The organism is Streptomyces atratus, from assembly GCF_900119365.1.
Classification (GTDB): domain Bacteria; phylum Actinomycetota; class Actinomycetes; order Streptomycetales; family Streptomycetaceae; genus Streptomyces; species Streptomyces atratus_B.
Genome location: NZ_FPJO01000006.1, coordinates 244,951 through 267,102 on the forward strand (window position 1 = coordinate 244,951; position 22,152 = coordinate 267,102).

Here is a 22,152-nt window from a genome sequence, read left to right on the forward strand (position 1 = left end):
CTCGGCCACAGTGAAGTCCTTGTCACTGTGTCAAGGTCAAGCGCCCGAGCTCCTGGTGAGAGCCGACCCCAACGCCCGCCGGATGTCACGGACGCCTTCCCGGCCGAGCCTGACCAGCAGTATCGGCATGAGAACCATGAGCGCGAGCCCGATCAGGGCCAGCATGCCGTACCCCACCCTGTTGCTCGTCACGGAGTTGGTGCTCGCCGTCTCGGGACGTCCCGGCTCGTAGTGGACGCGGATCGTGTCGCCGACGTCCGCGTCACCGCCCTCCCAGAACTGGTACGAGCTCCCGGAGGGCGTGGTGAAACGGACTTCGATCCTCTTGAAGCGGCTTCCCTGGGGGCCGGCCACCTTCTCCTTCGCCACGACGACTCCGTCGACCGACCGTCGGTGCGCGGCGACCGCGGAGGCGTCGTTCAGCCCGTCGAGTCCCCCACGGACGAACCCGTACCCGAGGACGACGAGGAGCGCCGCCAAAGCCGTCACGGCCAGCCCGCCCACGACCTTCCCGGTGACGCGTGCCCACGCACCGGACCGGCACAGCCACCGCCGTCCGCTCACCAGCCGTCATCCCTCCCGTCCGGATTCCCTGGCCTGCCGGGAGTCACTTCCCTGCGCGCATCAGCAGATGCCCCCGGCGGAACCGTTCCCCCTCGCAGGGCTCACGCAGCATCCGGCCGACCTCGGTGAAGCCGGCCTCACCGGCCAGCCCCGCGAGGTCGTCGACAGGCCATCGGTAGGCCGTCGTCACCTTGTGGTCGAACGCCGTGGTCGGCTCACCCTCCGACTCGAAGAAGGCAAGCAGAAGAGTTCCGTCGGGCGCGAGTACCCGACGGAACTCGGCGAAGTACTGGGGCACGCCCTGCGGTGGGGTGTGAATGACCGAATACCAGGACACGATGCCCTGCAGCCGGCCATCGGCCAGGTCCAGCGCGTCCATGGAACCGACCTCGAACCGCAGGTCCGGGTATGTCTTGCGGGCGAGATCGATCATCACCGGCGACAGGTCGACGCCGAAGGCGTCCAGCCCCAGTTCCCGCAGGTGTGCAGTGAGGTATCCCGGACCGCATCCCAGCTCGGCGACGGGCCCGGGGCCAGCGGCCCGCACGGTCTCGGCGAACGCGGCAAGCACCGCGCGATCCAGCGGAAGAGCGTCGAGTGAGTTGTGGACGAGTTCGGCGTAGAGAACAGCGACGGCATCGTAGGCATCGGCTGTCACACGGTGATACGAGGAAAGTTCAGTCACAGGCGAGGACACTAGAGCCTCCCGGCCGCGCCCTCCCTTCGCTACGGCTCCGGTGTCCGGATGGCACCAGTAATTGGCAACTTCGTGCGGGGCGGTGAGGGCTGCCCGTGCGGGACCAGCCGACGTGGTCCAGGCGCTTGAACAGGTCCTTGATGTTGGTCGGGTTGAGCTTGATGCAGCCGTTGGAGTAGTAGTCGTTGGGGCCGCTGTTGGTCCACCGCTCGGACTCGATGGTGCCCTGCTTGCCGTTCGGCTTCATCTCGCTGTGGATGAACAACTCGGTGCGCTTGGTGCCGTTGTGGCACTTGCGGTCGGAGATCTTGATGACGAAGCCGTTGATGATGCCGTCGAAGTTCTTGCGGTGCCACTGGACGGCGTACGGCTTGCTCGCCCCGGCGTTGGGCAGCCAGCCCTTGCCGACGGCGCAGGTGTTCTTGACCTGGCCCGAGCCCGCCTTGTACGTCTTGATCACCTTGTCCCGGCCGGGCGTACGCTTGACCAGTTCGAGGCGGGAGTTGGTGACCGAACCCTTGTGCGCCGAGAACCGCGCTGCGTTGCGTTGCGCTGCGGACCGGATGGAGCCGTCACGCCTTGACTTCTCGGAACGCCGGGACGCCTGCCATCAGGCGGATGGCTTCCCAGAGACGGAGGGCGTCCGCCCGCGCGGGAACGGCGTCGAGGACGGGGCCGAAGAAGGACCGCTCATCGCCGTCGGGCGTGGTGACGACCAGGACGGGGGTGCCGATCCCGGCGTCGAGGCGGTCGACGCCGGCGTGGTGGGAGGCGCGCAGCGCATCGTCGTAGTCGGTGGTGGTGCCGGCCTCGGCGAGCCCGGTGGGCAGGCCGCTGCGGTGCAGTGCTTCGCCGATGTCGCCGATCCATTCCCGCTCGGTGCCACCGGGCTCGGTCCACAGTGCGTCGTAGAACGCACCGAGCGCGGCGTGCCCGTGCTCGGTCTGGACGGCTGCGGCGACACGGGCGGGAATCCACAGGTAGCCGTGCGGGTCGCCCTCGGGGTCGTCGTCGCGATGCTCGTTGAGCACCGACAGGCTCATCACGTGCCGGCACACCCGAAGCGGTACCTCTTCGGCGATCCGCGCGACCCATCGCACGGTGTGGCGGGTGAGCGGGCAGGCGGGATCGAGCCAGACGTCGATGCTCCAGCCTCTCGCCGCGGTCGTGGTCGTGGTCGGCCTGTCGGTCATGGCTGCTTACTCGTCCCGTCGGTCATGACTGCGGTTGCGATCACGCCCGTTCGCCGGCTTGGGCGGTGATCCCCCGTTCCAGGGTCCGGGCCACGGTCGCGGTGAGGTCGAACTTGGCGAGGGTGCCCTGCTCGACCTGCTCGAAGGCGGTGTAGGACACCGCCCACAGGACCTGTTGAATCCACTCGGCCGAGAGCTGGTCGTCGAACACGCCCTCGGCCTGCCCGCGTCGGATGAGCTCGATCACCGGGTCGTGCGGTGCCGGCAGGGCGGGGTCGGCGGTCGGCACGACATCGCGCAGGAGCGACTGGTCGCCGAAGACGAACATGATCGCCTCGCTCACCGAGGCCAGAGCGGCGACCACACGGCGCATGGCCGCGAGCGGGTGCCCGTCGTGGGGTTCGGCTTCGGCGATCGCGCCACCGATGGCTTCCAGGGCGTGCTCGACGGCGGCGCGCACCAGCCCCTCGCGTTCGGGGAAGTAGCGGTGCAATGTCGTACGGCCGACCTCCGCGGCCTCTGCGATCTGCGGCAACGTCGCCGCCCGGTCGCGCGCCCAGACACTCACCGCGGCGGTCACGATGGCCCGTTCGGTCCGGCTCCTGGCGCTGGATGCCCGCTTCGCACTCATACTCCAACGGTATCAGCAAGACCCACGAGGGATGCCTCTAGATCGATATTGGATGTTTACAGTTCCACTCTGGGTGTCTTAGTGTCCAGGACATGGATGGAGACCAGATGATCCGGGCCGAGGGCCTGAGGCGGACCTTCAAGGCGGGCAAGGAGACGATCGAGGCGGTCCGCGATGTCACCTTCGGTGTCGCGACCGGTGAACTCCTGGCGCTGCTGGGGCCGAACGGTGCGGGCAAGTCCACCACGTTGCGGATGCTGACCACGCTGCTGCCGGCCACGGCGGGCAGCGTGCGCATCGCCGGCTTCGACGCGGCGCGCGAACCGGGCAGGGTGCGGGAGTTGATCGGCTACGTGGGCCAGAAGAACGCCTCCGGGGAGAACCACCGCATCCGCGATGAACTCGTCACCCAGGGCCGCTGTCACGGCCTCAGCAACGGGAAGGCCCGGCGCCGGGCGGACGAGGTACTGGAGATCCTGGGCATCGGCGACCTCGCCGCCCGCACCCCCAGCACGCTCTCGGGCGGGCAACGGCGCCGTGTGGACATCGCACTCGGCCTCGTCCACAACCCGAGAGTGCTGTTCCTCGACGAGCCCACCACGGGCCTCGATCCGCACAGCCGGGCCGCGCTGTGGGACCGGATCCAACTCCTGCGACGCGATCACGGCATCACGGTCCTGATGACCACCCACTATCTCGACGAGGCCGACCTTGTGGCCGAGCGGATCGTCATCGTGGACCGGGGCCGGGTCATCGCCGACGGCACCGCGGACGCGCTCAAGGCCGAGCTGGCCGGCGACCGGATGCACATCACGGCCTCGGACACCGGCGCGGCGCGTACCGCTGCCGGTCTCGCCGACCGGATGCCGGGGGTCTCGGAGGTCACGGCCGAAGGGCGGACGGTGCACGTGCGGATCGCCGACGCCGATGCCGCACTGCCGGCCTACCTGCGGTTACTCGACCGGGCCGCGCTCACGGTCACCCGCGCCGGCGTGCGACGTCCGTCCCTCGACGACGTCTTCATCAACCTCACCGGGCGCCGGCTCGAAGAATCGGGCGACGCCTACGCGACTGCAACCATGACCACGGCCACGACCACTGACGAGCCGATCGGAGCCCCCCATGCCTAGGCTCGTCCGCGACGTCGCGACGGTCTTCTCCCGCGAGATCTCACCGGAGCTCCGCTCCCCGGTCGGCATCGTCCTCACGATGGGACAACCCTTGCTGTTCCTCGTCCTGTTCGGGTCGATGCTCGCCGGTACCGGAGCGAACCTGGGTGCCGGCACGGGTGACGTCTGGCAGTGGTTCGTCCCCGGCATCCTCGTGATGATGTGCCTCATGGGGCCGCTCTCCGCCGGCCACGGCATGCTCAGCGAGCTCAACGGCGGACAGATGGAACGCTTCCTCGTCACCCCCATCAGCCGCACCTCACTCGTCCTCGGACGCACCGCCAAGGACGCCGTCACCCTGTTCGCCCAGGCGCTCCTCCTCACCGCCGTCGCCATACCGCTGGGCATGAGCCTCCACCTGCCCGGCGCTCTCGCCACGATGGTGCTGCTGATCGTCATGGCGATCGGGCTCAGCGCCCTGTCCTGCGTCCTGGCCATCGCCTCGCGCCCCGGCGGCAATCTGTTCTGGATGGTCACCCAGATGCTGATCTTCCCGATCACGATGCTCTCGGGCATCCTCCTCCCCGTCGGCGCCGGACCGGGCTGGCTGAGCGCCGTCGCCGCGATCAACCCCGTCACGTACATCGTCGACGCCGCCCGCGCCCTGTTCGCCGGAGACTTCCTCAACACCTCCGTGCTCCACGGCCTCATCGCCGCCACGGCGCTCGCCGTCATCGGACTGTTCCTGTCCACCCGCGCCATGAAGCGCTGCGGCCGGCCGGTGGGATCCGCCTGACCGGCCGGGCCGCGAGACCCCTTGCCCGCGCCTGCCTCGAAGAATCCGGCCGCACGCTCAACGGCGCTCACCGGTCCCGGGGCCGTGGTTGCGTGCGACGGCGCCGTCGCGCCCGAGCGTGCGGATGATCGGGGCGGTCTTGACCATGTCGACGCCCGGGAGAGCGCCGATGCGGTCGGAGAGGTACCCGTAGAGGGGAGACGCTCGTCCACGTCCAGCACGAAGAAGAGTGCTCCGGCCGTGCGCAGATGCGCGATGCGGCGGCGCACCGTCGACTCGTGGCAGCGGGCCTCGACGGCCGGCGCGGCGTGCGGCGCGCGGCCGTCGCGGTTCAGTGCGGCGAACAGGGCGTGGTCGGGATCCGTGAGTTCCACCGGCGCCGCCCGGGCGTGAGGGGGGCGGGTACGAGGGGGCGAGCGCGTCCATCTGTTCCCGGCTCAGCGCGGAGGGCGGACCGTCCCAGGTGGTCGGGCCGCCCTTGAACAGCCGCAGCCTGCGGTGCGCGGTGATCGAGGTGACCCGGCGGCTCGAAGGGAGCCGGTCCATCAGCAGCGCGTCCCGGTCGCTGCCACTGTGCACCGCGAGGTGGCAGTGCAGCAGCACGAGGGGCGCCGAAGTCCCCACCGCCTTCGGCCCGATCTGTGACAAGTCCCTTCCGACCGACCCGTACTCCGGCACCCGCACCCACCCGGTCCGGCCCGGTCATCGTCCGGCAAGCACCCACGGCCGCAGCTTCTCCGGGTTGCGGACCGCCCAGATCCGGGTGACGCGCCCGTCGGAGACGTCGAACGAGGCCACGGTCATGACGACGCCGGCGCGCTGGGCCACCAGGCCCGGCACACCGTTGACCAACCGCTCCAGGAGTTCGAGCCCGGGGGCCTTGTCGGCGATGGCGACCATGTACTGGGCGATGCGCGCACCGCCCTCGACCGGGCGCAGGACGGTGCCGACCATGCCGCCGCCGTCGGCGGTCATCACGGCGGCCGGGTCGAGGAGTCCGACGAGAGCGGCGATGTCCTTGGTCTCCCATGCCTCCTTGACGCGCCGCACCACATCGGTCCGGCCGGTCGCCGTCACCGGGGCGCGCGCGGCACCCACCCGCCGCCGGGCGGAGGCCGCCAGTTGCTTGCATGCCGCGGGGGTCCGGCCGAGAACCTGGGCGATCTCGGCGAACGGGTACCGGAAGACGTCGTGCAGGACGAACGCCACCCGCTCCGCGGGCGTCATCGACTCCAGGACGACGAGGAAGGCCATGGCCACCGACTCGTCCAGGACGATCTGGTCGGCGGGGTCCGCGGGGCCGGTGGGGTCGGCGCCGCCCGCGTGGTCCCACTCGGTGCGGTCGGGCAGCGGTTCGGGCAGCCACGCGCCGACATAGCGTTCACGGCGGGCCCGCGCCGAGCCGAGCAGGTCCAGGCAGATGCGGCCGGTCACCGTCGTCAGCCAGGCGCCGGGGGACAGGATCTCCTCCTGCCGGCTCCGTGGCAGCCCGTACCAGCGTGCGTAGGCATCCTGTACGGCGTCCTCGGCCTCGGCCACCGAACCGAGCAACCGGTAGGCGACATTGATCAGTTGGCGCCGCTCACCGGCTATCCCGTCCGTGCTGGTCCCGACAGTCCCCATGCTTCCGGCCGCCCCCTCGCCTTACCTTTCGCAGGCCCGCTTCGTCGGACTGGTGAGACCTTATCGATCCACTGCCCGAGGGCGGAAAAGGGGACTGTGACATGGCCACTCAGGTGACGGCGACGGCCGGCGCACGGCGCGGCGCCTCGTTCCTTCAGGTCGCGATCGCCCTGCAGACCCTGACCATCTTCCTTCAGGCGGTCTCCGCCGGACTGCTGCTGACCGCGTCCTACGGAGAGACGCTGCACAGTGTCGGCGCCCGTGTGATGTACGGGGCGTCGATGCTGTACGTGCTCGCGGCGGTGCTGGCGTGGAAGCCGGGCGGCGGCTCGCCCCGGCCTGTCTGGCACGCGTCGGGCTTCCTCGTGCTCGCCTCGGTCCAGGTCGTGCTCGGCATCGCGCACGTCCCGTCGGTCCATCTCCCCCTGGGTGTCCTGATGTTCGGTCTGAGCGTGCTCGCGCTGGCCCGGCACTGAGGTCCGGTACGGGGTCCGACACGAGGTCCGGTACGGGTCCGGCACCGGGCCTTGCGGGATCAGCCAGGCCGCTTCTCGCAGCAGTGTGCCGTGCCGGGAAGCCGCGCAGGCAGCCGCGGCGAGCGCGGCCAGCGCGAACATCCTGACGCCGTCCACACACTGGACCGCCTCGAACAGTGCGCCGGTCCTGCCCGGTGACTCCGGATCAGCTCCAGGTACTGCGATCAGTTCCAGGACGAGCTGCACGAATGCGAGCGCCCCCGTGACCACCCCGGCCCAACCGGCCGGGCGGGACGCGGAGTTGCCGGTACAGCGGGCCCAGTCGAGCAGCGGTCCGCCGCCGGGCCCCGGCCCAAGGCCGACCGCCCCGTTCGCGCAGTTCGCGCAGTTCGCGCAGTCCGAGAGGTCCGGACGGGGGCCGGGCCACCGGTCACGGGGCTCGCGCGATGCCCCGTGGCACAATGCCGTGCATGAAAGATGCGGCCACGACGGCCATGGCCCGGCAGGTGCGCCGGCGATGGCGCGACCGGGAGGCGCCCGACGGGGACTTCATCGTGTTCGCCGACGGCTCTCACACCGTGATGGATCTGCTGTGCATGCAGCCGCCCGACCGGCTCGACGATCCGCAGGCCGAGAGCTGGCACTGGATCGAGGTCCTGCGCGCCACCGAATGGAGTACCGACAGCTGGGTGGAAGTCGACTCCGCGCTCGCCACGCACACCCATGCGGGAAGCCGTGCCTGGGCGGGGGAGTCGGCCCATCACGGATCCATCGGCTGGGTCGCGCTGGCCCGGGACGACGACGAGAGCACCCTGGAATGGCTCGCCGTCTCCAGCTGGTCCAATCCGTTCCACGAAGTCACCCTGGACGACACCGCGGTGACCGCCGTCAGCACCTCCGGCCGGATCTGGGCCTTCCCCCGGAACGCGCCCCAGAAAGTAAGAATCACCGACGACCCGGCCTACCCGGGCCGTCGCCGCTGAGCGCACCGCCTCCCCCACCATGACCGTCCTCGTGATGTGCCGATGTGCCGTCAGGCAGCCGTGCTGGGGCGACCTCGCCCCAGCCTCGTACCAGTCCGAAACACAAACAGCGCCAACGCCTCCGTGATCAGGCTGACACAGTGTGTTCAGACGATGTCATTCCCGGCCGGTGCGGCGCGGGGTACGCGGCAGCGCGCGCCCCTGCGGACTTGACGACAGGGCGCGGCGCGGAAGCACCATGACGAAAGCGAACATACCCTCCGAATATGATGCAGGTCACACCGCCAGTCCGTCACAGTTTCACCGGACGGCCCGGTCAACAGTGTGAATCCGCACTACGGCGAGGAGAGCACACCATGGATGCACGTCTCAACTATTTCGGCAGTGCCCTTGGGGCCAAGGTCATGAAGCACATCAATTCGGCCAACAAGGTGGTCGTTGACTCGACGCTGCCGCACGCGACACAGAAACTGGTGGAGATCCGCGCAAGCCAGATCAACGGCTGTGGCTTCTGCACCGACATGCACACCAAGGACGCCACCCACGCGGGCGAGACCGCTCAGCGCCTCAACCTGGTGGCGGCCTGGCGGGAGGCCACGGTCTTCACCGACGCCGAACGTGCCGCGCTGGAGCTGGCGGAGCAGGGCAGCCGGATCGCCGACGCCGCCGGCGGGGTCACCGACGAAGCCTGGGCGAACGCCGCCAAGCACTTCGACGAGGACCAACTGGCCGCGCTGGTCGGCCTCATCGCCGTCATCAACGCCTACAACCGCATCAACGTCATCACCCAGCAGCCCGCCGGGAGCTACCGGCCCGGCCAGTTCGACTGAGACCGACCGGCAATAGGGGGGCGGCATCGCCTTGTGTCCGTGGAAGGGATCGACCGGATCATGTGGGTCATGAATCCGGCCAAGCTGTCGCCCTATGTGGGGTCCTTGAACGGCTGAGCGCCCGGCCCCGGCGTCTCGACGGGATCGTGGCCCCGCGGGTGTCACAGAGGCGGCCGGTTGCCCAATCTGTCCACACAGAAGGACTACACAGGCACGGCCTTCTCCCCCATCTGCACGACGACCGTAACCGTCAGCGGCGTGTTCGCCTCGCACGGGCGCGCCTCCGGCAGAGCAACGCCTCCCTCATGGAGGACGTCTCCACGACGGCAAGCCCGCCGGGTATCCGCCGCGATCCCGCATATCCGCCGCATATCCGCCGTACTTCCGCTCACCCGCACGGCGCTTACGCATGCGTGCGCACCAAAGGCTGCCCGGCGAACCGAAAACAAGAGTTTCGAGATTCCTCCGGGCAGCCGTCACAAATACAGGGGCCGTCCGGTCATTACTTGATGCAGACGGAAATACGCCGATGCCGAGAGCGTCGGCCCTCAGTCCGTGCGTGCGCATCCAAAGAGTCTCCCGAGAGGATTCCCATCATGAAGGTCGTAGTCATTGGCGGCACCGGACTCATCGGCTCGAAGCTGGTTGCCAAGCTCGACGAGCACGGTCACCAGACGGTGCCGGCCGCGCCCAGCACCGGCGTCAACACGCTGACCGGTGAGGGCCTCGCCGAAGTCCTCAAGGGCGCCCAGGTGGTGGTCGACGTGTCCAACTCCCCCTCGTTCGCGGACGACGCCGTCATGGCGTTCTTCCGTGCCTCGACCACCAATCTCCTCAAGACGGAGGCCGAGGCCGGCGTGACCCACCATGTCGCCCTGTCGGTGGTCGGCACCGAGCGCCTCCAGGGGAGCGGGTACTTCCGTGCGAAGCAGGCGCAGGAGGAGCTGATCAGGGCATCCGGGATTCCGTACTCCATCGTCCACGCCACGCAGTTCTTCGAGTTCATGAAGGGCATCGCCGCCGAGGCGACCGACGGCGACACCGTACGTCTGGCCCCGGTCAAGATCCAGCCCATCTACTCCGACGACGTGGCCGCCGCAGTGGGCCGCACGGCCGTCGGCGCCCCCGTCAACGGGGTGGTGGAGGTGGCGGGCCCCGACACCTTCCGGCTGGACGAACTCATCCGCAAGGGCCTCGCCGCGAAGAACGACCCGCGCACCGTCGTGACCGATCCTCACGCCACGTACTTCGGTACCGAGCTGGAGGAGACCACGCTCCTGCCCGGTCCCGACGCGCAGACCGCCGGCACCCGCTTCAGCGACTGGCTCGCCCAGCAGGCATGAGCTCTCCGGGGTGGCGGGCCGCCAGGCAATGCGGGTCCTCGCGCCCCGGGCGGGACCGTCCTGCTCGACAAAGCCGACGACGGCACGGGGGGACGCCCCGAGGTGCAACGTGGCGAGCTGCGACAGATTCTGCTCGACTCACTCCCGGCCGGCACCGTCCAGTGGGGGCACAAGGTCAGCAGCACCCGTACCCTCGGCGTGGGCGTCACGAGGTGGCGTTCGCCGACGGCAGCACCGTCGTCACCGGCCTGCTGGTCGGCGCGGACGGCGCGTGGTCACGGCTCCGAACGGCGAAGGCGCAAACCTGGCCATGCTCGACGGCGCCGAACTCGGCAAGGCCCTCGCCACACACCCCGACGACATCGAGGCCGCGCTCACCGAGTACGAGCAGGCCGTGTTCCCCCGCAGCGCCGAGACCGCCACATTTGAAGGTGATGAGCTCTACGAGCTCCTCTCCGACGAGAACACGGCCCAGAACCTGATCACCGTGCCCACCGAGAAGGGCCATTGAGCCGCCGGCGTCGGCGGCAGCAGAGCGGGATCAGGGCGGGATCAGCCGTTGCCGGCTTCTCGCGCTACGCGCTCCAGCCGGCGCCGGTGCTTCTCCCACCATGCCCGATCTTCCGGTGGCATGCTGTCGTTGCCCTCCTGGCACCCGACGGATCCGTCGATGAGTTCCCGCACGATGTCGGCGTGGCCGGCATGCCGCTGCGTATCGGAGATCACGCGCACCAGGATGTGGTTCAGTGTCACCTCCCGCCGTTCCTCCGGCCACCACGGGACATGTCCGATCGCGTCGAGCTCCAGCGTCGCGATCGTACTGTTGGAGTGCTCCCACGCCTGGTGGTACAGCCCAACGATGCCTTCGCGCGATTCGTCCGCAGTGGCCCACATGTCCGCGTTGGGTTCCACGTCCTCCGTATACCACCAGGGTGGCGGATCCGCAGCGAAGAACGGCCGCCCGAACGTGTCGCCGAAGTACCCCAGTTCCACGCCTGCGATGTGCTTGACCAGCCCCAGCAGGTTCGTGCCCGTGGACGTCAGCGGGCGTCGGATGTCGTACTCCGAGAGCCCATCGAGCTTCCATATCAGGGCGTCGCGCCCCTCCTGCAGGTATCGGAGAAGGTCTGCTTTCGGGTTCGGTTCGATCATGCCGGGCAGTCTTCCACCCGGCACTGACAATCGGGCTCGACGAGACGGGACATCGGGGTTCACGAACGGGCGCCGAGCCAGCGCGGGCGGTCGCGGGCACCGGCTGATATGTTCTCTGACAGCACTTACGCGCCTTCCCGGCCGGGCCTCGCCTCCGCCAGGGAGGCTTTTTTCATGCCCTGGACCGTTCACGGGCCGGTCGGGCGACCCCGTGATGCCCGGCCAACCACCGAACCGCACCGCTTCACATGGAGGGAATTCATGACCGATGTATCCGTGCGCCTCGCCGATCCGGCCGACCGGCCGACACTGGAGCGGCTCTGGCTGCTGTTTCGACATGACATGTCGGAGTACAGCGGTGTGCTGCCCAACCCGGACGGCACCTTCCGAAGCGATCGGCTCCACGCCGCCCTCACCCGGGCCGACTGGGCGCCCTATCTCCTGACCAGTGACGGGTCCCCCGCTGGTCTCGCCCTCGTCCGCAGCCTGGCCGGCCCGACGCGCGTGCTGAGCGGCTTCTTCGTGGTGCGTGGTGTACGTAGGACGGGGATCGGGCTGCGTGCCGTTCGGGAGGTCGTGGCGAGGCACCCCGGGCCGTGGGAGGTCGCCTTTCAGCAGGGCAACGCGACCGCGGTCGCCTTCTGGCGTCGCGTTGCCACCGAGATCGCCGGCGAGGCGTGGACCGAGGAACGCAGGCCGGTACCGGGGCGCCCGGACCTGCCGCCCGATACCTGGATCTCGTTCACTGCCCCGGCCGAGGCCCAGGGCGGAACATCGAGTGCCTCCGTCAGCCGCGCGCCTGGGCTTCACGTGCACGGTCACACATCATCCGCATGAGCTCCTCTGCCCGCCAGACGGTCGCTCGCTGCCGCCACGAACGCGGTGGCAGCGGGTGCCGTCGGCCCCGGCAGTCCATCGTGTTGGCGGGCGATGGCCGCGGTGACCACCGCGTGGTTCCCATGCAGGTCCTGGTACCACCGGCCGCCGTCGAGCTTGGAGCACAGTTGCCCGTCGGCAGCGAATCGCAGCGCGCGGCAGGCGTTGAGGACCGCGTACGTCGCGCTCGCGTGGTCCAGTGCCCACCGCAGCTCGCTCACCATCGCGGCACGCACGCGGTCGGCCGGTACCGGGGCGAAGACCTCGTACGCCGGTGGCCCCCAGGCGGCGAGCGCATGGTCTCGGCACACGGCACAGTGCAGGACCAGGTCGCCGTCACCGGCATGGCCCGCCCCGGGGATGACGGCGGTCTCGGTCGCGGAGGTGCGGATGTGGACCTCGAACGGGCAGGAACCGACGTCGGCCGCAGTTGCCGCGGTGATGACGCTCATCTCCAACCCCGTGCCGGGACATCGCGACGTGGTCTCCACCACCGCCTCGCCCAGGGCCTGCTGGTCGCCCTCGGTGCCCTGCTCGGCGACGACAGCCAGCACATCCACGTCACTGCGATCAGCGTTGAATCCCCCCAGCACGGCCGAACCATGCAGATAGACGCCGATCAGGTCGGGACGCACTCCGATGAGGACTGCCGAGACCTCGGCAACGTACCCAATGACATCGGGAGGCACATGAACTTCGGTAACCACGGAGCCGATCATATGGGCGGCTCACCGATACACCGCTCGCCGATGCGCCACTGCACGGCGGAGTCGTTCCAGGCGGCGTTCGACACGCTCTGAAGGCAGAAGACCGTGAACGCGGACGGGGCGGCGTACCCCGACGTGGTGTCGGAGTGCGCCGCCCTCGGGCGTCCCGGTTACTTCGGGTCGCGGTTGAAGACCGCCTCCTGATCAGCTCCGCCGCCGTCGCCGTCACGATCGCCACGCGCAAGGCCGGCCAGCACAACTGGACGATCGCCTTCGCCGTCATCTCGGCGATCTTCCTCTACACCACCGTGGTGTACGTCATCGAGCGCCCCGACGGAGTGAGGATCGGTGCCTGCTTCATCGCCGGGATCATCCTCGTCTCCCTGCTTTCACGGCTCGCGCGCGCCTTCGAGCTGCGGGTCACCAGCGTGACCATGGACGGCATGGCGGAGCGCTTCGTACGGGACGCCGCCAGCCGCAGGATCCGGTTCATCGCCAATGAGCCCGACAACCGCGACCTCGCCGAGTACCGCGACAAGATCGAACAAATCCGTCACGACAACGACGTCCCGGTCCAGGAGGACTTCGTCTCCGTCGAGGTCACCGTCCTCGACCCCTCGGAGTTCGAAGCGGGCCTGAACGTATGCGGCGAAGGGTCAGCCCAGCAATGCGCTCAAAGAACCCTCGTCGGTGTGCTGTTCGCGGCGCATCGCGTCCCGGGCCAGATCTACCAGCGCTTCCGGCGTGAGGCCGGTGAGCGTGCGGTGAAAATGCGCGATGAGGTCGTTCGCGGCCCCGGTCAGCGCTGCGTCATCGTTGGGCCGGGCGGGCAGTCCGTCGCCGTTCAGCAGGAGTGCCTCAAGAACGGCGTACAAGTGGGCGGAGCCGGCCTCACGGACCGTGAACGAGAGGTGAGCAGACGCGCTCCCCCCGGTGGCTTCGGCCACATGCGCGAACCCCCTCGGTACGTAGAGGACTTCGCCCTGCCGCAGAACCACGTCCAGCAGCGGATCCCCCGGGTCGCCGTCCACGCGCTCGGGCTGCCAGTTCCCGCCGGGCGGCCCCGGATACACACGCCACCGCTTCGAACCGTGTATCTGCACGGCCAGCACGTCGGCGTCGTCGCGGTGCACAGGACGGCCCTGCGTCCCCGGCGGGGTGAGGAAGAAGAACGCCTCCACCTGGCGTTGAAAACACTCCGCAAGCCCATCGGCCAGTTCCCGCACGCCTGCGTGCCACTGGTCGACGTACCGCAGAAGGAGCGTGGCTCCCTCCTCGCCGATCAGTCGGCGCACCGCCCCGGCATCCACGTAGCGGTTGTCGATCCGGCCCAGGACGACTCGGGGGGAACAGTAACGCTCCTCCGGAACCGGACCGTCCTCGTGCACGAGCGTCGCATAAGGGGTGGTGAGGAGACCTGCATCCAGGATCCTGTCCAGCTCGGCGACCGTCAGCATCTCCGTCGGGGGTGTGCGGGGGTGGTGTACGGCGGGTGCGCGGCGCCACAGCGTGTGATGAAATGCCTGCTCGTCGTCCACATATCGTGCAAGCGAGCCCATCGTTGCCTCTCTACGTTCCATGTCATCGGCGTGATCAGACGGTCTGACGGTTGCTGTACGCACGCGGTCGTGCCCGGCCGATGACATCATCCGGGGTGACTGCGTCGAGCTGTGCGCCGAGATGGTCCAGGAGGTCGGCCGCGGTGCGCAGCAGGGCGTCATCGTCCAGCGGACGGCCCGGCAGAGTCAGGCCGTCGACGATCCCCGTCAGCAGAGCGGTGCGCAGATGCTCCGCACCGGCTTCCCTCACCACCACTGTCAGATGGGCCGACGAGGCGTCGCCCACGGCCGTGGCGGTGTGCGCGAAACCTCTCGGCACGTACAACACTTCACCGGCCTCAAGGACCGTGTCCAGCAGTGGCGCTCCCGGATTCTCCTCGCGGACCGGCGCCCAGTCGCCGTCGGCCGGACCCGCGTACACCTGCCAGTGCTTGGCGCCGCTGAGCTGAATGGCCAGCAGGTCCCCGTCGTCCCGGTGCACCGGACCCCGGCGGCCGGGACGGCTCAGGAAGAAGAACGCCTCGACGAGCCGGCCGAGCCGCTCGGCGACGCTTCCCGTGAGTGCACGCACCGGGGGATGCCATTGGTCGACGTATCGGAGCTGCAGGGTCGCCCGTTCCTCATCGATCAGTCGTCGGACCGCCGCCGCGTCAACGTACCCGTGGGCAGGATTCCCGGTGATGACGCGCGTCGGACAGAAACGCTCGTCGGCGATGCTCCCCTGTGCGGTGTACAGGCCGACATACGGAACGCGCAGCAGCCCCGCGTCGAGGAGCGCGTCCACATCCGAGAGTGTCAGCACCTCCAACGGCGGTTCCTGCGGCCGCAGAAGCACCGGTTCCTTCCGCCAATACGTACCCAGGAGCTGCTCCACGTTCGGAACGCACCGTTCCAGCCAGTCCATTGTCCTGTCCCTCTCCGAGCGGACCCGCCGACGTGAGCGCCGACGGGTCCCGGACGCGCTTGCGCGCACTCGCTTGCGCGCCGGTCAGCCGATCAGATGACGTCGGGGTAGCAATCCCCGCACCCGGCCTCGATCTTCTGGTCCGAGGACGGGGACTCGGCGGCATGCCCGACGGACGGCACGAAGAACGCCCCTCCGGCAACGGCGAGCGCCGCCACGCTCAGCGCCGCACGCTTGGAGATCTCCGCACGCTTCGACGGCTCTGCAGCCTGGGAATACGACATGACCACTCCTTTCCCCGGCAGCGGTTTCCACCGCGCCCGGGTGTTCACTCGACCTCGGTTCCGAGGCCGAAACAGATCTTGCGTCGGCCCGCGTACGGAGGAGAAGCAGCACTGACGTATTCCATACGCCGCTTACGGATCTCTGATGCGCCCTCTCCTCCCCAGCCGGTGCCCTGTGTTGTGACTTGCAGGAGCCGTCGTTCGTAGCAGCAGAGCCGTGCCAAGTCCCGGCGTGGGGCCCCAGGTCACAGCGAGTGAGTCCTGGGGCTGATCCGAGCCGCCTTCGGGATTCGAACCCGAGACCTGCGCATTACGATCCGCAACTGAACCTGACCGAGTGATGTCGGGACGTTCGGCAGATCCAGGGCTTCTGGTCCGGTGCTGCTGGGGGCAGCGAGGTATGCGCAAAGTGGGGGCTTCACCGACGCCGAGAGGGCTGCTCGCGAGCGCACGGACAGCGGCAGCAGCAGGGCCGAGCCTGCCCGGTCCGATTCCGATCCGGCGCAGGTGGCGGGCGACTTGCCCGGGTGTCGAGTTCGGCGTAGGTCAGCCGGTCCGCGCTGCCCGTTCTCCTCGGTTCGGTGCGGTCACCGATCGACATGCTCAGCGCGGGGGTGGGCTTCCTCACGCTGTGCGCGGCCTTCATCGTGCTGGCCCGGCTCTTCGCCGCCCGGCATCGGCGCGGCTGGGCCGTCGCCTGCCGCCTCGTACCGGTGGGAGTCCTCGCCGGCTTCGCGGGCTCCTCCGCCAGCGCCCTGGCCTTCACGGCCGGAGCGGGACTCGGCCTCCTCTGGCTCGCCGCAGTGTCGGCCCGGCTCCTCACCACCGCGCCGACGGCACAGCGGTGAACACGCCCCTTCGGCGGTCGTCCCATCACCGCGTTCCAGGGAGTGGTCGTTCTCGCAGGTCAAACCCCTATCGGCGTCCCAGCGTCCCTGATCCCCCGCTTCCGCTTGTGCCCGCGTTCCTGGGACGGATTGTCTGTTGCCGGGCCGGACGGCGAACGCCTCCGGCCCGGCAACAGACACCACGCACATCACGCACACCACGGGGGAACCCCATGAAGCTCACCCACATCCGCGCGACGTTCCTCGCCGGCCTCACGCTGGTCGGCGCCCTCGCGCTGACCGCCTGCAACGGCGACGACGACACGGAAGCGGCCTCCGCGGGCTCCTCCTCCAGCGCCTCGACGGGTGGTGACAGCGGCTCCGGCGGCGGCTCCGACGACTCGGAAAAGGGCTCCAGCGGCAGCAGCAAGGGGAGCGGCAACGGCGGGGCGAGCGGCGAAGGCACCTCCGCCGGCACCGGCTCCGGCTCCGGCTCCAACGGGCAGTCGGGCGGCATCTGCCGCAGCGACGAACTGGAGATCAGCGCCGCCGACAACACGACCGACAAGGAGGAGGGCGTCGTCACCGTCCAGTTCAAGAACGGCGGCGGCCACGACTGCGTCATCAGCGGCTTCGCCGGCGTCGATCTGAAGACGGCGTCGGGCGACACCATGTCCGTGGACCGCAATGACGACAAGCCCCTGCGCGATGTCCTCAAGGACGGCGAGTCCGCCGCGTTCAACATCACGTTCCCGGTCAACAACAGTGGCGGCTCCGGTGTCCGCGTCTCCAAGATCCTGGTGACTCCGCCGAACGAGACGAAGACCGTCACCATCGCCTGGCCCGCGGGCTCCCTCCCGGCCGACAACCCGGACTCCCAGAGCACCGACCGGCCGATCCGGATCAGCCCGCTCGGCAAGGTCAGCGACTCCCCCGCGGGCTGAGGCACGCGAACCCGCCTGTGGCCGACCGGGAAAACGCCCCGGCCGGCCACAGGGAGCAAAGGTGCGAGGGGGCGAAGGGCAGAGAGGACGAGCCCCGGCACTCGCAGCAGTCGTACTTGGACACGCATCGATGCCGCGCCTGTTCGAAAATGGACGCGAACCACGCGTCGAACCACCCCGGAACAGGTCACTCGCACCCCGAACCCTCCCCAGCACCCCCGAACCCCTGCCAGACTGGCCCCGGCCTCACCGCACCCCGTCGGCGGGGCCACCCCGGGGAGGTCTCCGATGACGTGCGGAAACTGTGGCGCAGCGGCCACCCAGGGCCCCGACGGGTCCTGGACCTGCAGCAACCAGTGCGGCTGGTCGTCCACCGCACCCGGCCCCGCCCTGACCCCGGAGATCACCACCACCAGATGCCGCGGCTGCGACGCCGAGATCCACGGCCTCAACGGCCGGTACGCATGCGGGCTCTGCGGATGGTCCAACCACTGGGACGAAGGACACCAACCGCTCCCCGCCGCGGGCAACCCACCCAGGGGCACCAACAGCCTGCATTGAAGTGCTCTCCCGGCTGAGGCCGGGAGATTCCTGCTTGCCTTGCGGCAGCGGGCTTGACGCGCTTCGCACGCCTGACGACTGCCCTCCCGGCAGCCGGGATGAGCGCGAGGCCCATCCGGTACAGGTGCAAGACGTTCCGGGCGGCGTTGTGGTCGGCATTGCCCGACCAGCCGCAGTCGGGGCGTCGGCGCGGCCGTCCCAGCAGTTCTTCCACGCCTGGAAGTACGTCTTGAGTACTGCTTGTGCGGCCTGCGCGGGAAGGACGGCAAGGAAGTCGATGTCCTTGCGGGCCTGGCGTACGGCGGCATCCGCGTGTCCGAGAGTCCGCTTTTCCTTCGGCGTCATCTGCTCCCGTACGCGTTCGGCCCGTCGCCGCTCCTCCCGCCGCGCCCCGGCCCGGCGGGAGCGGACGACGAAGCCCGCCGTCCAGGCGCCGCCGATCACCAGCAGGACCAGGGCGGCCACTCCCGCGGCGTCCTGCCGGCCCCCGGCCGGGGTGATCGACGCCTCGCCCAGGTACACCCCGCCGGCCGCCACCGGCAGGGCGAGGACGAGCGCCGGGACCGAGCGGCGAGCGGGCTCGGCCAGCATCAGCAGCGGGCCCAGGATCATGACGACGCCGCCCACCCAACGGCCGGGGAGCGCCTCCATGCGCTCCACCGGCAGGATGCGGCCGAGCCCGCCGAAGGCGGAAGGCAGTGCGGTGAGCGGGGCGGACGCGGCATCGGACACGGCTGCTGCGGACGAGGGTTCGGGGGCGGTGGTACGCGGCTTGAGGGTCATGCCCCTGACCCTGTCCTGGCCGCCCCGTCCGGGCATCGGACCAGGGCCTGGCTTTCGGCGTCGGACCTGGGTATGACGCGCGGCGCCGGTCGGTCGGAGTGTCAGGAGGTACGGGTGTGGTGGTCCAGCAGACGGACGAGCATGCGCACGAACTGGTCGCGTTCGGCCGGGCTCAGCGGCGCGAGCAGTTCGTCGTCGAGCTCGTCCAGGACCTTGTCGAGGAGGTGCAGGTGGCGGCGGCCCCGGGCGGAGATCGTGATGATGTTGCGGCGCCGGTCGCCGGGGTCCGGTGCCCGCTCGACGAGGTGACGCCCGGTCAGTTCGTTGAGCACGCCGACCATGTCGCTGCGGTAGATGCCGGAGCGCCTGCTCAGCTCCGCCTGGCTGCCCGGCCCGTACTCCTCCAGCGAGGCGAGCACGGCGTAGTGCCACTTGCGGGCGTCGGTCCGGGCCAGCCCCTCGGTGATCAGCCGGTCCGACCGCATGGTCAGCTGCGACAGCAGTCGGCTCGCCCGTCGACGCAGCCTGTCGGGCGTCCTGAGCGCGCTGTCGTCGGGTATGTCCGCGGCTTCGGCCCTGATCATGGCACCCATTCTACCGATTGCGTTAGTGCGACTAACGATATACGTTCCTTCACGCCGAAAACGTTAGTGAAACTAACGTTGCTTGAGCGAACTCCAAGGACGGAAGATCTTGCCCACCAAGACAGTGCAGATTCCCACCGCGGACGGCCGGGCCGACGCCTTCGCCGCCTTCCCCGACGGTGGCGGGCAGCACCCCGGGGTGCTGCTGTACGCGGACGCCTTCGGCATCCGGCCCGTACTGCGGGAGTTGGCCCGCGAACTGGCCGGGCACGGCTACTACGTGCTCGTCCCCAACTTCTTCTACCGGCACGGCCCGACACCGGTGATCGAGCTTCCCGAGCACATCGGAGAAGAGGCCCGGTCGGCGCTCATCGGCCGGCTGATGCCCTTGATCAAGGAGCACACCGCCGAACGTGTCCTGAGCGACGCCGACGCCTACCTCAAGTTCCTCACCGCCCAGCCCGAGGTCAGCGCCGGACCGGTCGCGGTGACCGGCTACTGCATCGGCGGCCTCCTGGCGATGCGCACCGCCGCAGCCCACCCCGGTCAGGTGGCCGCCGTCGCCGCATTCCACGGCCCCGTGGGCGCCGACGGGCCCGGCCTCTTCTCCGGGCTCACCGCCAAGGTCCACCTCGGCCACGCCGAATCCGACCTGACGCCCGAGGCCCTAGACGAGCTCAACCAGGCCCTGGACGCCGCGGGTGTCGACCACACCTCCGAGATCTACCCCGGCACCGTCCACGGCTTCACCATGTCCGACACCGACGCCTTCAGCCCCTCCGGAATGCAGCGCCACTGGGACCGTCTGCTCCCCCTCCTGGACCGCACCCTGTCCAGCAACTGACGCTGACGCTCCGGCAGTTCGGTCGATCGGGCGACCGCTCCGGCCATGGCATCGGCCGATTCGCGGTGCCGCCTGGGCCGCGGCCGGTGCTGCCGCGGGAGCACGAACCGGCCCACCCGTTGGCGGTGACCTGCGGAGCAGCACCTAACGCCGCCCCAGCCAGGCCGCGATCCCGTCCACCACCGCCGGCTCGACGTGCCCCGGCCGCGCGTACTCGGCCGGGGTGGAGTGGCCGCTGCCGGAAAAGAAGAGATGGTTGGCGTCCTGGTGGATCCGGATGGTCACCTCGGGCCGGTGCGCGAGGGCGCCCTGCCAGCGTGCCAGGTCGTCGGCGACGGTCACCTGGTAGTCCCGACCGCCCTGCAGGATCAGCATCGGGCAGGCCGGTCCGGCTGCCGCGGCCACCGGGTCGTAGGCGCGCAGGTCGAGCCAGTAGGCGGCGGAGAACCCCAGTGGCAGCATCTCCGGGGGCGTGTCGGGTGTGAGTTCGCCACCTGCCACGGCCTCGCCGACCGGCTCCTCCGACCCGGTGGCCGACCAGGTCGGGTACCGGCAGCATGCACTCTGGCTCAGCCCGGCGGAAATGGAGGAGCTGATCGGTGAGCTCCGCGCGGCCATCGCACCGAGGTTGGCCAACAGGCCGACCCTGAGCGGGGGCAGTACCTGCTCAGTCCGATCCACTTCCCGGTGGAAGTCCCGCAGCGGGAATCCGAGCAGTCGACGGCTGGGGCCGATCACGAGACCGACGCCTGATCGGCCGGACAGCTCTCAGGTCGCCCCGCTGCCGTCACTGTCCACCGCTTTCGCCCAGGCACACCCTCGGTGCGAAGGTGAGCGAGGGTACCGGCACGGCAAGCGCGGCGTGGCTGCGCGGGAGGTCCGGGCGGGTCCGGGGACGAAGCGTGAAGCAGTTGGAAGGGCTGGTCCGACGAGGTGGGACCTGCGGCTGACCACCGCAATCCGGAGGGCGCAGCCCCGATCCTCCCGGAGCTTCAGGATCCCGAAGAAGCCCCCCCCGGGGGTGGGTTGGCTCGGGCCGCGGCCCGGCGGGCAGACTGCGCACATGCGGCTCCCCGCCGAAGCCATTGCCACCACCGTGCTGATCGAGGCCGTAAAGATCTCCGCTCTCCCGACCGAGCGGGGAGCCCCCTGCCCCGGCCGGACGGCCGACCGCTGGGAGCACGCCCCCACGGATTCGACGACGCCGGGCAGGTGACTCGTCCGGAGGTATGGGGACTGTCTCACAAGTCCGTTCAAGCTTCGGTGGGGTTCCTGTCGCCGAGGGCCCAGGCCTCGATGTCGCGGTAGTGGATCGGTCCTCGGCTTCGGCCGACGTTGCTGCCCACCAGGTGCAGACGTTCGGTGGTCCATGGACGCCCGGTGAAGCCGACGAGCTCTTCGGCGATTTCTCCTACCGAGGACCGGTCCCCTCGGCGGGCACGGGCCAACGTCAGGTGGGGCCGCAGGGGCCGGTCCGCGACGGCGACACCGCAGTTCTTGACGACGGTACGCACATCGGCGGCGAGCACGCGCAGCTCATCGAGGTCTCCGTCGATTCCGCTCCACAGCACCCGGTCGTCGAAGTTCCCGCTGCCACGCAGTGCCAGACAGAGCGGCCGGCGGTCCGCCGCGAGGTCGGCGAGAGGCGGGCGCAGGAGCGGAACAGTCTCGACCGGTAGCTCCCCGAGGAACGCCAGGGTGATGTGCCAGTCCTCGATGCGGTTCCAGCGCATGCGAGGGTGCGTGTCATAGGCGGGGCGCAACTCCCGGGCCAGCTCTTCTTTCGCGTGGTCGGGCGGGGCGAGCGCGATGAACACGCGAACAGTCGCGGGCTGAGTCTGATCGTTCACACCGGACTTCGTACCGCACTCGGTGGTGAATG

At 69.6% G+C, this 22,152-nt stretch carries 27 protein-coding genes and 2 pseudogenes; 13 read left to right on the forward strand and 16 right to left on the reverse strand.

The annotated features are described in order from the left end of the window. Window positions 1-36: 36 nt before the first annotated feature. The 5 genes from BT364_RS13710 to BT364_RS13730 all read right to left on the reverse strand — a co-directional run bounded on the left by BT364_RS13710 (window position 37) and on the right by BT364_RS13730 (window position 3,085). Window positions 37-564, reverse strand: coding sequence for a DUF3592 domain-containing protein (locus BT364_RS13710; RefSeq protein ID WP_072485419.1), 528 nt, complete (start codon window positions 562-564; stop codon window positions 37-39). A 43-nt stretch (window positions 565-607) separates the two neighbouring features. Next, window positions 608-1,249, reverse strand: coding sequence for a class I SAM-dependent methyltransferase (locus BT364_RS13715; protein WP_072485420.1), 642 nt, complete (start codon window positions 1,247-1,249; stop codon window positions 608-610). Continuing rightward, window positions 1,242-1,721 (reverse strand): L,D-transpeptidase family protein, encoded by a 480-nt coding sequence (locus BT364_RS13720; RefSeq protein WP_072485421.1) that lies wholly within the window; start codon window positions 1,719-1,721, stop codon window positions 1,242-1,244. The genes BT364_RS13715 and BT364_RS13720 overlap by 8 nt, the downstream gene beginning before the upstream one ends. A 112-nt stretch (window positions 1,722-1,833) precedes the next feature. After that, the gene (locus BT364_RS13725) at window positions 1,834-2,454 is read right to left on the reverse strand and encodes a mycothiol-dependent nitroreductase Rv2466c family protein (protein WP_072485422.1); all 621 of its coding nucleotides are present in this window, start codon (window positions 2,452-2,454) and stop codon (window positions 1,834-1,836) included. Window positions 2,455-2,494: 40 nt separating this feature from the next. After that, window positions 2,495-3,085, reverse strand: a complete 591-nt coding sequence (locus BT364_RS13730; protein WP_072485423.1) for a TetR/AcrR family transcriptional regulator — start codon at window positions 3,083-3,085, stop codon at window positions 2,495-2,497. A gap of 92 nt (window positions 3,086-3,177) precedes the next feature. On the opposite strand from BT364_RS13730, the gene BT364_RS13735 reads away from it, so the two are divergent. Continuing rightward, window positions 3,178-4,215, forward strand: a complete 1,038-nt coding sequence (locus tag BT364_RS13735) for an ATP-binding cassette domain-containing protein (protein WP_072485424.1) — start codon at window positions 3,178-3,180, stop codon at window positions 4,213-4,215. Then, a complete protein-coding gene (locus BT364_RS13740) occupies window positions 4,208-4,990 on the forward strand; it encodes an ABC transporter permease (protein WP_072485425.1) in 783 nt (260 codons plus the stop codon). The genes BT364_RS13735 and BT364_RS13740 overlap by 8 nt, the downstream gene beginning before the upstream one ends. Before the next feature lie 57 nt (window positions 4,991-5,047). On the opposite strand, the gene BT364_RS40945 is transcribed toward BT364_RS13740, so the two are convergent. Further along, on the reverse strand, window positions 5,048-5,638 hold the full coding sequence (locus BT364_RS40945) for a hypothetical protein (protein WP_143166490.1): 591 nt from the start codon (window positions 5,636-5,638) through the stop codon (window positions 5,048-5,050). 54 nt (window positions 5,639-5,692) lie between these two features. Further along, window positions 5,693-6,613, reverse strand: coding sequence for an RNA polymerase sigma factor SigJ (gene sigJ, locus BT364_RS13745; RefSeq protein ID WP_072485426.1), 921 nt, complete (start codon window positions 6,611-6,613; stop codon window positions 5,693-5,695). A 101-nt stretch (window positions 6,614-6,714) separates the two neighbouring features. On the opposite strand from sigJ, the gene BT364_RS13750 reads away from it, so the two are divergent. The 5 genes and pseudogenes from BT364_RS13750 to BT364_RS39135 form a co-directional block, all read left to right on the forward strand. Then, window positions 6,715-7,089 carry a hypothetical protein gene (locus BT364_RS13750; protein WP_072485427.1) on the forward strand — a complete coding sequence of 125 codons (375 nt, stop codon included), beginning with the start codon at window positions 6,715-6,717 and terminating at the stop codon, window positions 7,087-7,089. 470 nt (window positions 7,090-7,559) lie between these two features. Further along, the gene (locus tag BT364_RS13755; protein WP_072485428.1) at window positions 7,560-8,072 is read left to right on the forward strand and encodes a hypothetical protein; all 513 of its coding nucleotides are present in this window, start codon (window positions 7,560-7,562) and stop codon (window positions 8,070-8,072) included. Window positions 8,073-8,428: 356 nt separating this feature from the next. Continuing rightward, window positions 8,429-8,902 (forward strand): carboxymuconolactone decarboxylase family protein, encoded by a 474-nt coding sequence (locus tag BT364_RS13760; RefSeq protein ID WP_072485429.1) that lies wholly within the window; start codon window positions 8,429-8,431, stop codon window positions 8,900-8,902. Between the two features lie 596 nt (window positions 8,903-9,498). Continuing rightward, entirely contained in the window at window positions 9,499-10,245 is a 747-nt protein-coding gene (locus BT364_RS13765; protein WP_072485430.1) for an SDR family oxidoreductase, read from the forward strand. Between the two features lie 16 nt (window positions 10,246-10,261). Beyond that, window positions 10,262-10,756, forward strand: a pseudogene (locus tag BT364_RS39135) (FAD-dependent oxidoreductase); the annotation flags it as partial. A gap of 41 nt (window positions 10,757-10,797) precedes the next feature. Here the strand turns inward: BT364_RS39135 and BT364_RS13775 are convergent. After that, window positions 10,798-11,397: a DinB family protein gene (locus BT364_RS13775; RefSeq protein ID WP_072485432.1), complete on the reverse strand. Its 600-nt coding sequence runs from the start codon at window positions 11,395-11,397 to the stop codon at window positions 10,798-10,800. A 261-nt stretch (window positions 11,398-11,658) separates the two neighbouring features. Between BT364_RS13775 and BT364_RS13780 the strand changes: the two genes are divergently transcribed. Continuing rightward, a complete protein-coding gene (locus BT364_RS13780; protein WP_256259752.1) occupies window positions 11,659-12,234 on the forward strand; it encodes a GNAT family N-acetyltransferase in 576 nt (191 codons plus the stop codon). Here BT364_RS13780 and BT364_RS13785 read toward each other — a convergent pair. Then, window positions 12,216-12,980 carry an aminoglycoside adenylyltransferase domain-containing protein gene (locus BT364_RS13785; RefSeq protein WP_177328119.1) on the reverse strand — a complete coding sequence of 255 codons (765 nt, stop codon included), beginning with the start codon at window positions 12,978-12,980 and terminating at the stop codon, window positions 12,216-12,218. The genes BT364_RS13780 and BT364_RS13785 overlap by 19 nt on opposite strands. 197 nt (window positions 12,981-13,177) lie before the next feature. On the opposite strand from BT364_RS13785, the pseudogene BT364_RS42910 reads away from it, so the two are divergent. Then, window positions 13,178-13,633 (forward strand): annotated as a pseudogene (locus BT364_RS42910) (amino acid transporter); the annotation flags it as partial. A 3-nt stretch (window positions 13,634-13,636) separates the two neighbouring features. On the opposite strand, the gene BT364_RS39140 reads toward BT364_RS42910, so the two are convergent. From BT364_RS39140 to BT364_RS13805, 3 genes are all read right to left on the reverse strand, one after another. Next, window positions 13,637-14,539, reverse strand: coding sequence for a JmjC domain-containing protein (locus BT364_RS39140; RefSeq protein WP_177328121.1), 903 nt, complete (start codon window positions 14,537-14,539; stop codon window positions 13,637-13,639). 34 nt (window positions 14,540-14,573) lie between these two features. Beyond that, window positions 14,574-15,413, reverse strand: a complete 840-nt coding sequence (locus BT364_RS13800) for a JmjC domain-containing protein (RefSeq protein WP_177328122.1) — start codon at window positions 15,411-15,413, stop codon at window positions 14,574-14,576. 122 nt (window positions 15,414-15,535) lie between these two features. Then, a complete protein-coding gene (locus BT364_RS13805; protein WP_072485435.1) occupies window positions 15,536-15,727 on the reverse strand; it encodes a hypothetical protein in 192 nt (63 codons plus the stop codon). Window positions 15,728-16,308: 581 nt separating this feature from the next. Between BT364_RS13805 and BT364_RS13810 the strand changes: the two genes are divergently transcribed. Together BT364_RS13810 and BT364_RS13815 are read left to right on the forward strand one after the other, a co-directional pair. Further along, window positions 16,309-16,575, forward strand: a complete 267-nt coding sequence (locus BT364_RS13810; protein WP_256259753.1) for a hypothetical protein — start codon at window positions 16,309-16,311, stop codon at window positions 16,573-16,575. A gap of 212 nt (window positions 16,576-16,787) precedes the next feature. Continuing rightward, the gene (locus BT364_RS13815) at window positions 16,788-17,498 is read left to right on the forward strand and encodes a DUF4232 domain-containing protein (protein WP_072485437.1); all 711 of its coding nucleotides are present in this window, start codon (window positions 16,788-16,790) and stop codon (window positions 17,496-17,498) included. A 246-nt stretch (window positions 17,499-17,744) separates the two neighbouring features. On the opposite strand, the gene BT364_RS44570 is transcribed toward BT364_RS13815, so the two are convergent. Both BT364_RS44570 and BT364_RS13830 read right to left on the reverse strand, forming a co-directional pair. Beyond that, a complete protein-coding gene (locus BT364_RS44570) occupies window positions 17,745-18,842 on the reverse strand; it encodes a hypothetical protein (protein ID WP_442759019.1) in 1,098 nt (365 codons plus the stop codon). Between the two features lie 101 nt (window positions 18,843-18,943). Continuing rightward, window positions 18,944-19,426, reverse strand: a complete 483-nt coding sequence (locus BT364_RS13830) for a MarR family winged helix-turn-helix transcriptional regulator (RefSeq protein ID WP_072485523.1) — start codon at window positions 19,424-19,426, stop codon at window positions 18,944-18,946. Between the two features lie 109 nt (window positions 19,427-19,535). On the opposite strand from BT364_RS13830, the gene BT364_RS13835 reads away from it, so the two are divergent. Then, window positions 19,536-20,270, forward strand: a complete 735-nt coding sequence (locus BT364_RS13835) for a dienelactone hydrolase family protein (RefSeq protein WP_072485439.1) — start codon at window positions 19,536-19,538, stop codon at window positions 20,268-20,270. Window positions 20,271-20,414: 144 nt separating this feature from the next. Here the strand turns inward: BT364_RS13835 and BT364_RS41505 are convergent, their stop codons facing one another. Beyond that, window positions 20,415-21,008: an alpha/beta hydrolase family protein gene (locus BT364_RS41505; protein WP_072485440.1), complete on the reverse strand. Its 594-nt coding sequence runs from the start codon at window positions 21,006-21,008 to the stop codon at window positions 20,415-20,417. A gap of 325 nt (window positions 21,009-21,333) precedes the next feature. Between BT364_RS41505 and BT364_RS41510 the strand changes: the two genes are divergently transcribed. Continuing rightward, window positions 21,334-21,486 (forward strand): hypothetical protein, encoded by a 153-nt coding sequence (locus BT364_RS41510; protein WP_177328123.1) that lies wholly within the window; start codon window positions 21,334-21,336, stop codon window positions 21,484-21,486. Between the two features lie 37 nt (window positions 21,487-21,523). On the opposite strand, the gene thpR is transcribed toward BT364_RS41510, so the two are convergent. After that, a complete protein-coding gene (thpR, locus tag BT364_RS13850) occupies window positions 21,524-22,120 on the reverse strand; it encodes an RNA 2',3'-cyclic phosphodiesterase (RefSeq protein ID WP_072485442.1) in 597 nt (198 codons plus the stop codon). Window positions 22,121-22,152 lie beyond the last annotated feature (32 nt).

Bases quoted from the DNA above. Each gene is read 5' to 3' on its own strand.
- BT364_RS13740 (WP_072485425.1), top strand. From the start codon at position 4,208: ATGCCTAGGCTCGTCCGCGACGTCGCGACGGTCTTCTCCCGCGAGATC.
- BT364_RS13815 (WP_072485437.1), top strand. From the start codon at position 16,788: ATGAAGCTCACCCACATCCGCGCGACGTTCCTCGCCGGCCTCACGCTG.
- BT364_RS13805 (WP_072485435.1), bottom strand. From the start codon at position 15,727: ATGTCGTATTCCCAGGCTGCAGAGCCGTCGAAGCGTGCGGAGATCTCC.
- BT364_RS13830 (WP_072485523.1), bottom strand. From the start codon at position 19,426: ATGATCAGGGCCGAAGCCGCGGACATACCCGACGACAGCGCGCTCAGG.
- BT364_RS41510 (WP_177328123.1), top strand. From the start codon at position 21,334: ATGCGGCTCCCCGCCGAAGCCATTGCCACCACCGTGCTGATCGAGGCC.
- BT364_RS13780 (WP_256259752.1), top strand. From the start codon at position 11,659: ATGACCGATGTATCCGTGCGCCTCGCCGATCCGGCCGACCGGCCGACA.
- BT364_RS44570 (WP_442759019.1), bottom strand. From the start codon at position 18,842: ATGACCCTCAAGCCGCGTACCACCGCCCCCGAACCCTCGTCCGCAGCA.
- BT364_RS13725 (WP_072485422.1), bottom strand. From the start codon at position 2,454: ATGACCGACAGGCCGACCACGACCACGACCGCGGCGAGAGGCTGGAGC.
- BT364_RS13755 (WP_072485428.1), top strand. From the start codon at position 7,560: ATGAAAGATGCGGCCACGACGGCCATGGCCCGGCAGGTGCGCCGGCGA.
- BT364_RS13765 (WP_072485430.1), top strand. From the start codon at position 9,499: ATGAAGGTCGTAGTCATTGGCGGCACCGGACTCATCGGCTCGAAGCTG.
- BT364_RS39140 (WP_177328121.1), bottom strand. From the start codon at position 14,539: ATGGGCTCGCTTGCACGATATGTGGACGACGAGCAGGCATTTCATCAC.
- BT364_RS13735 (WP_072485424.1), top strand. From the start codon at position 3,178: ATGGATGGAGACCAGATGATCCGGGCCGAGGGCCTGAGGCGGACCTTC.
- sigJ (WP_072485426.1), bottom strand. From the start codon at position 6,613: ATGGGGACTGTCGGGACCAGCACGGACGGGATAGCCGGTGAGCGGCGC.
- BT364_RS13775 (WP_072485432.1), bottom strand. From the start codon at position 11,397: ATGATCGAACCGAACCCGAAAGCAGACCTTCTCCGATACCTGCAGGAG.
- BT364_RS13760 (WP_072485429.1), top strand. From the start codon at position 8,429: ATGGATGCACGTCTCAACTATTTCGGCAGTGCCCTTGGGGCCAAGGTC.
- BT364_RS13750 (WP_072485427.1), top strand. From the start codon at position 6,715: ATGGCCACTCAGGTGACGGCGACGGCCGGCGCACGGCGCGGCGCCTCG.
- BT364_RS13730 (WP_072485423.1), bottom strand. From the start codon at position 3,085: ATGAGTGCGAAGCGGGCATCCAGCGCCAGGAGCCGGACCGAACGGGCC.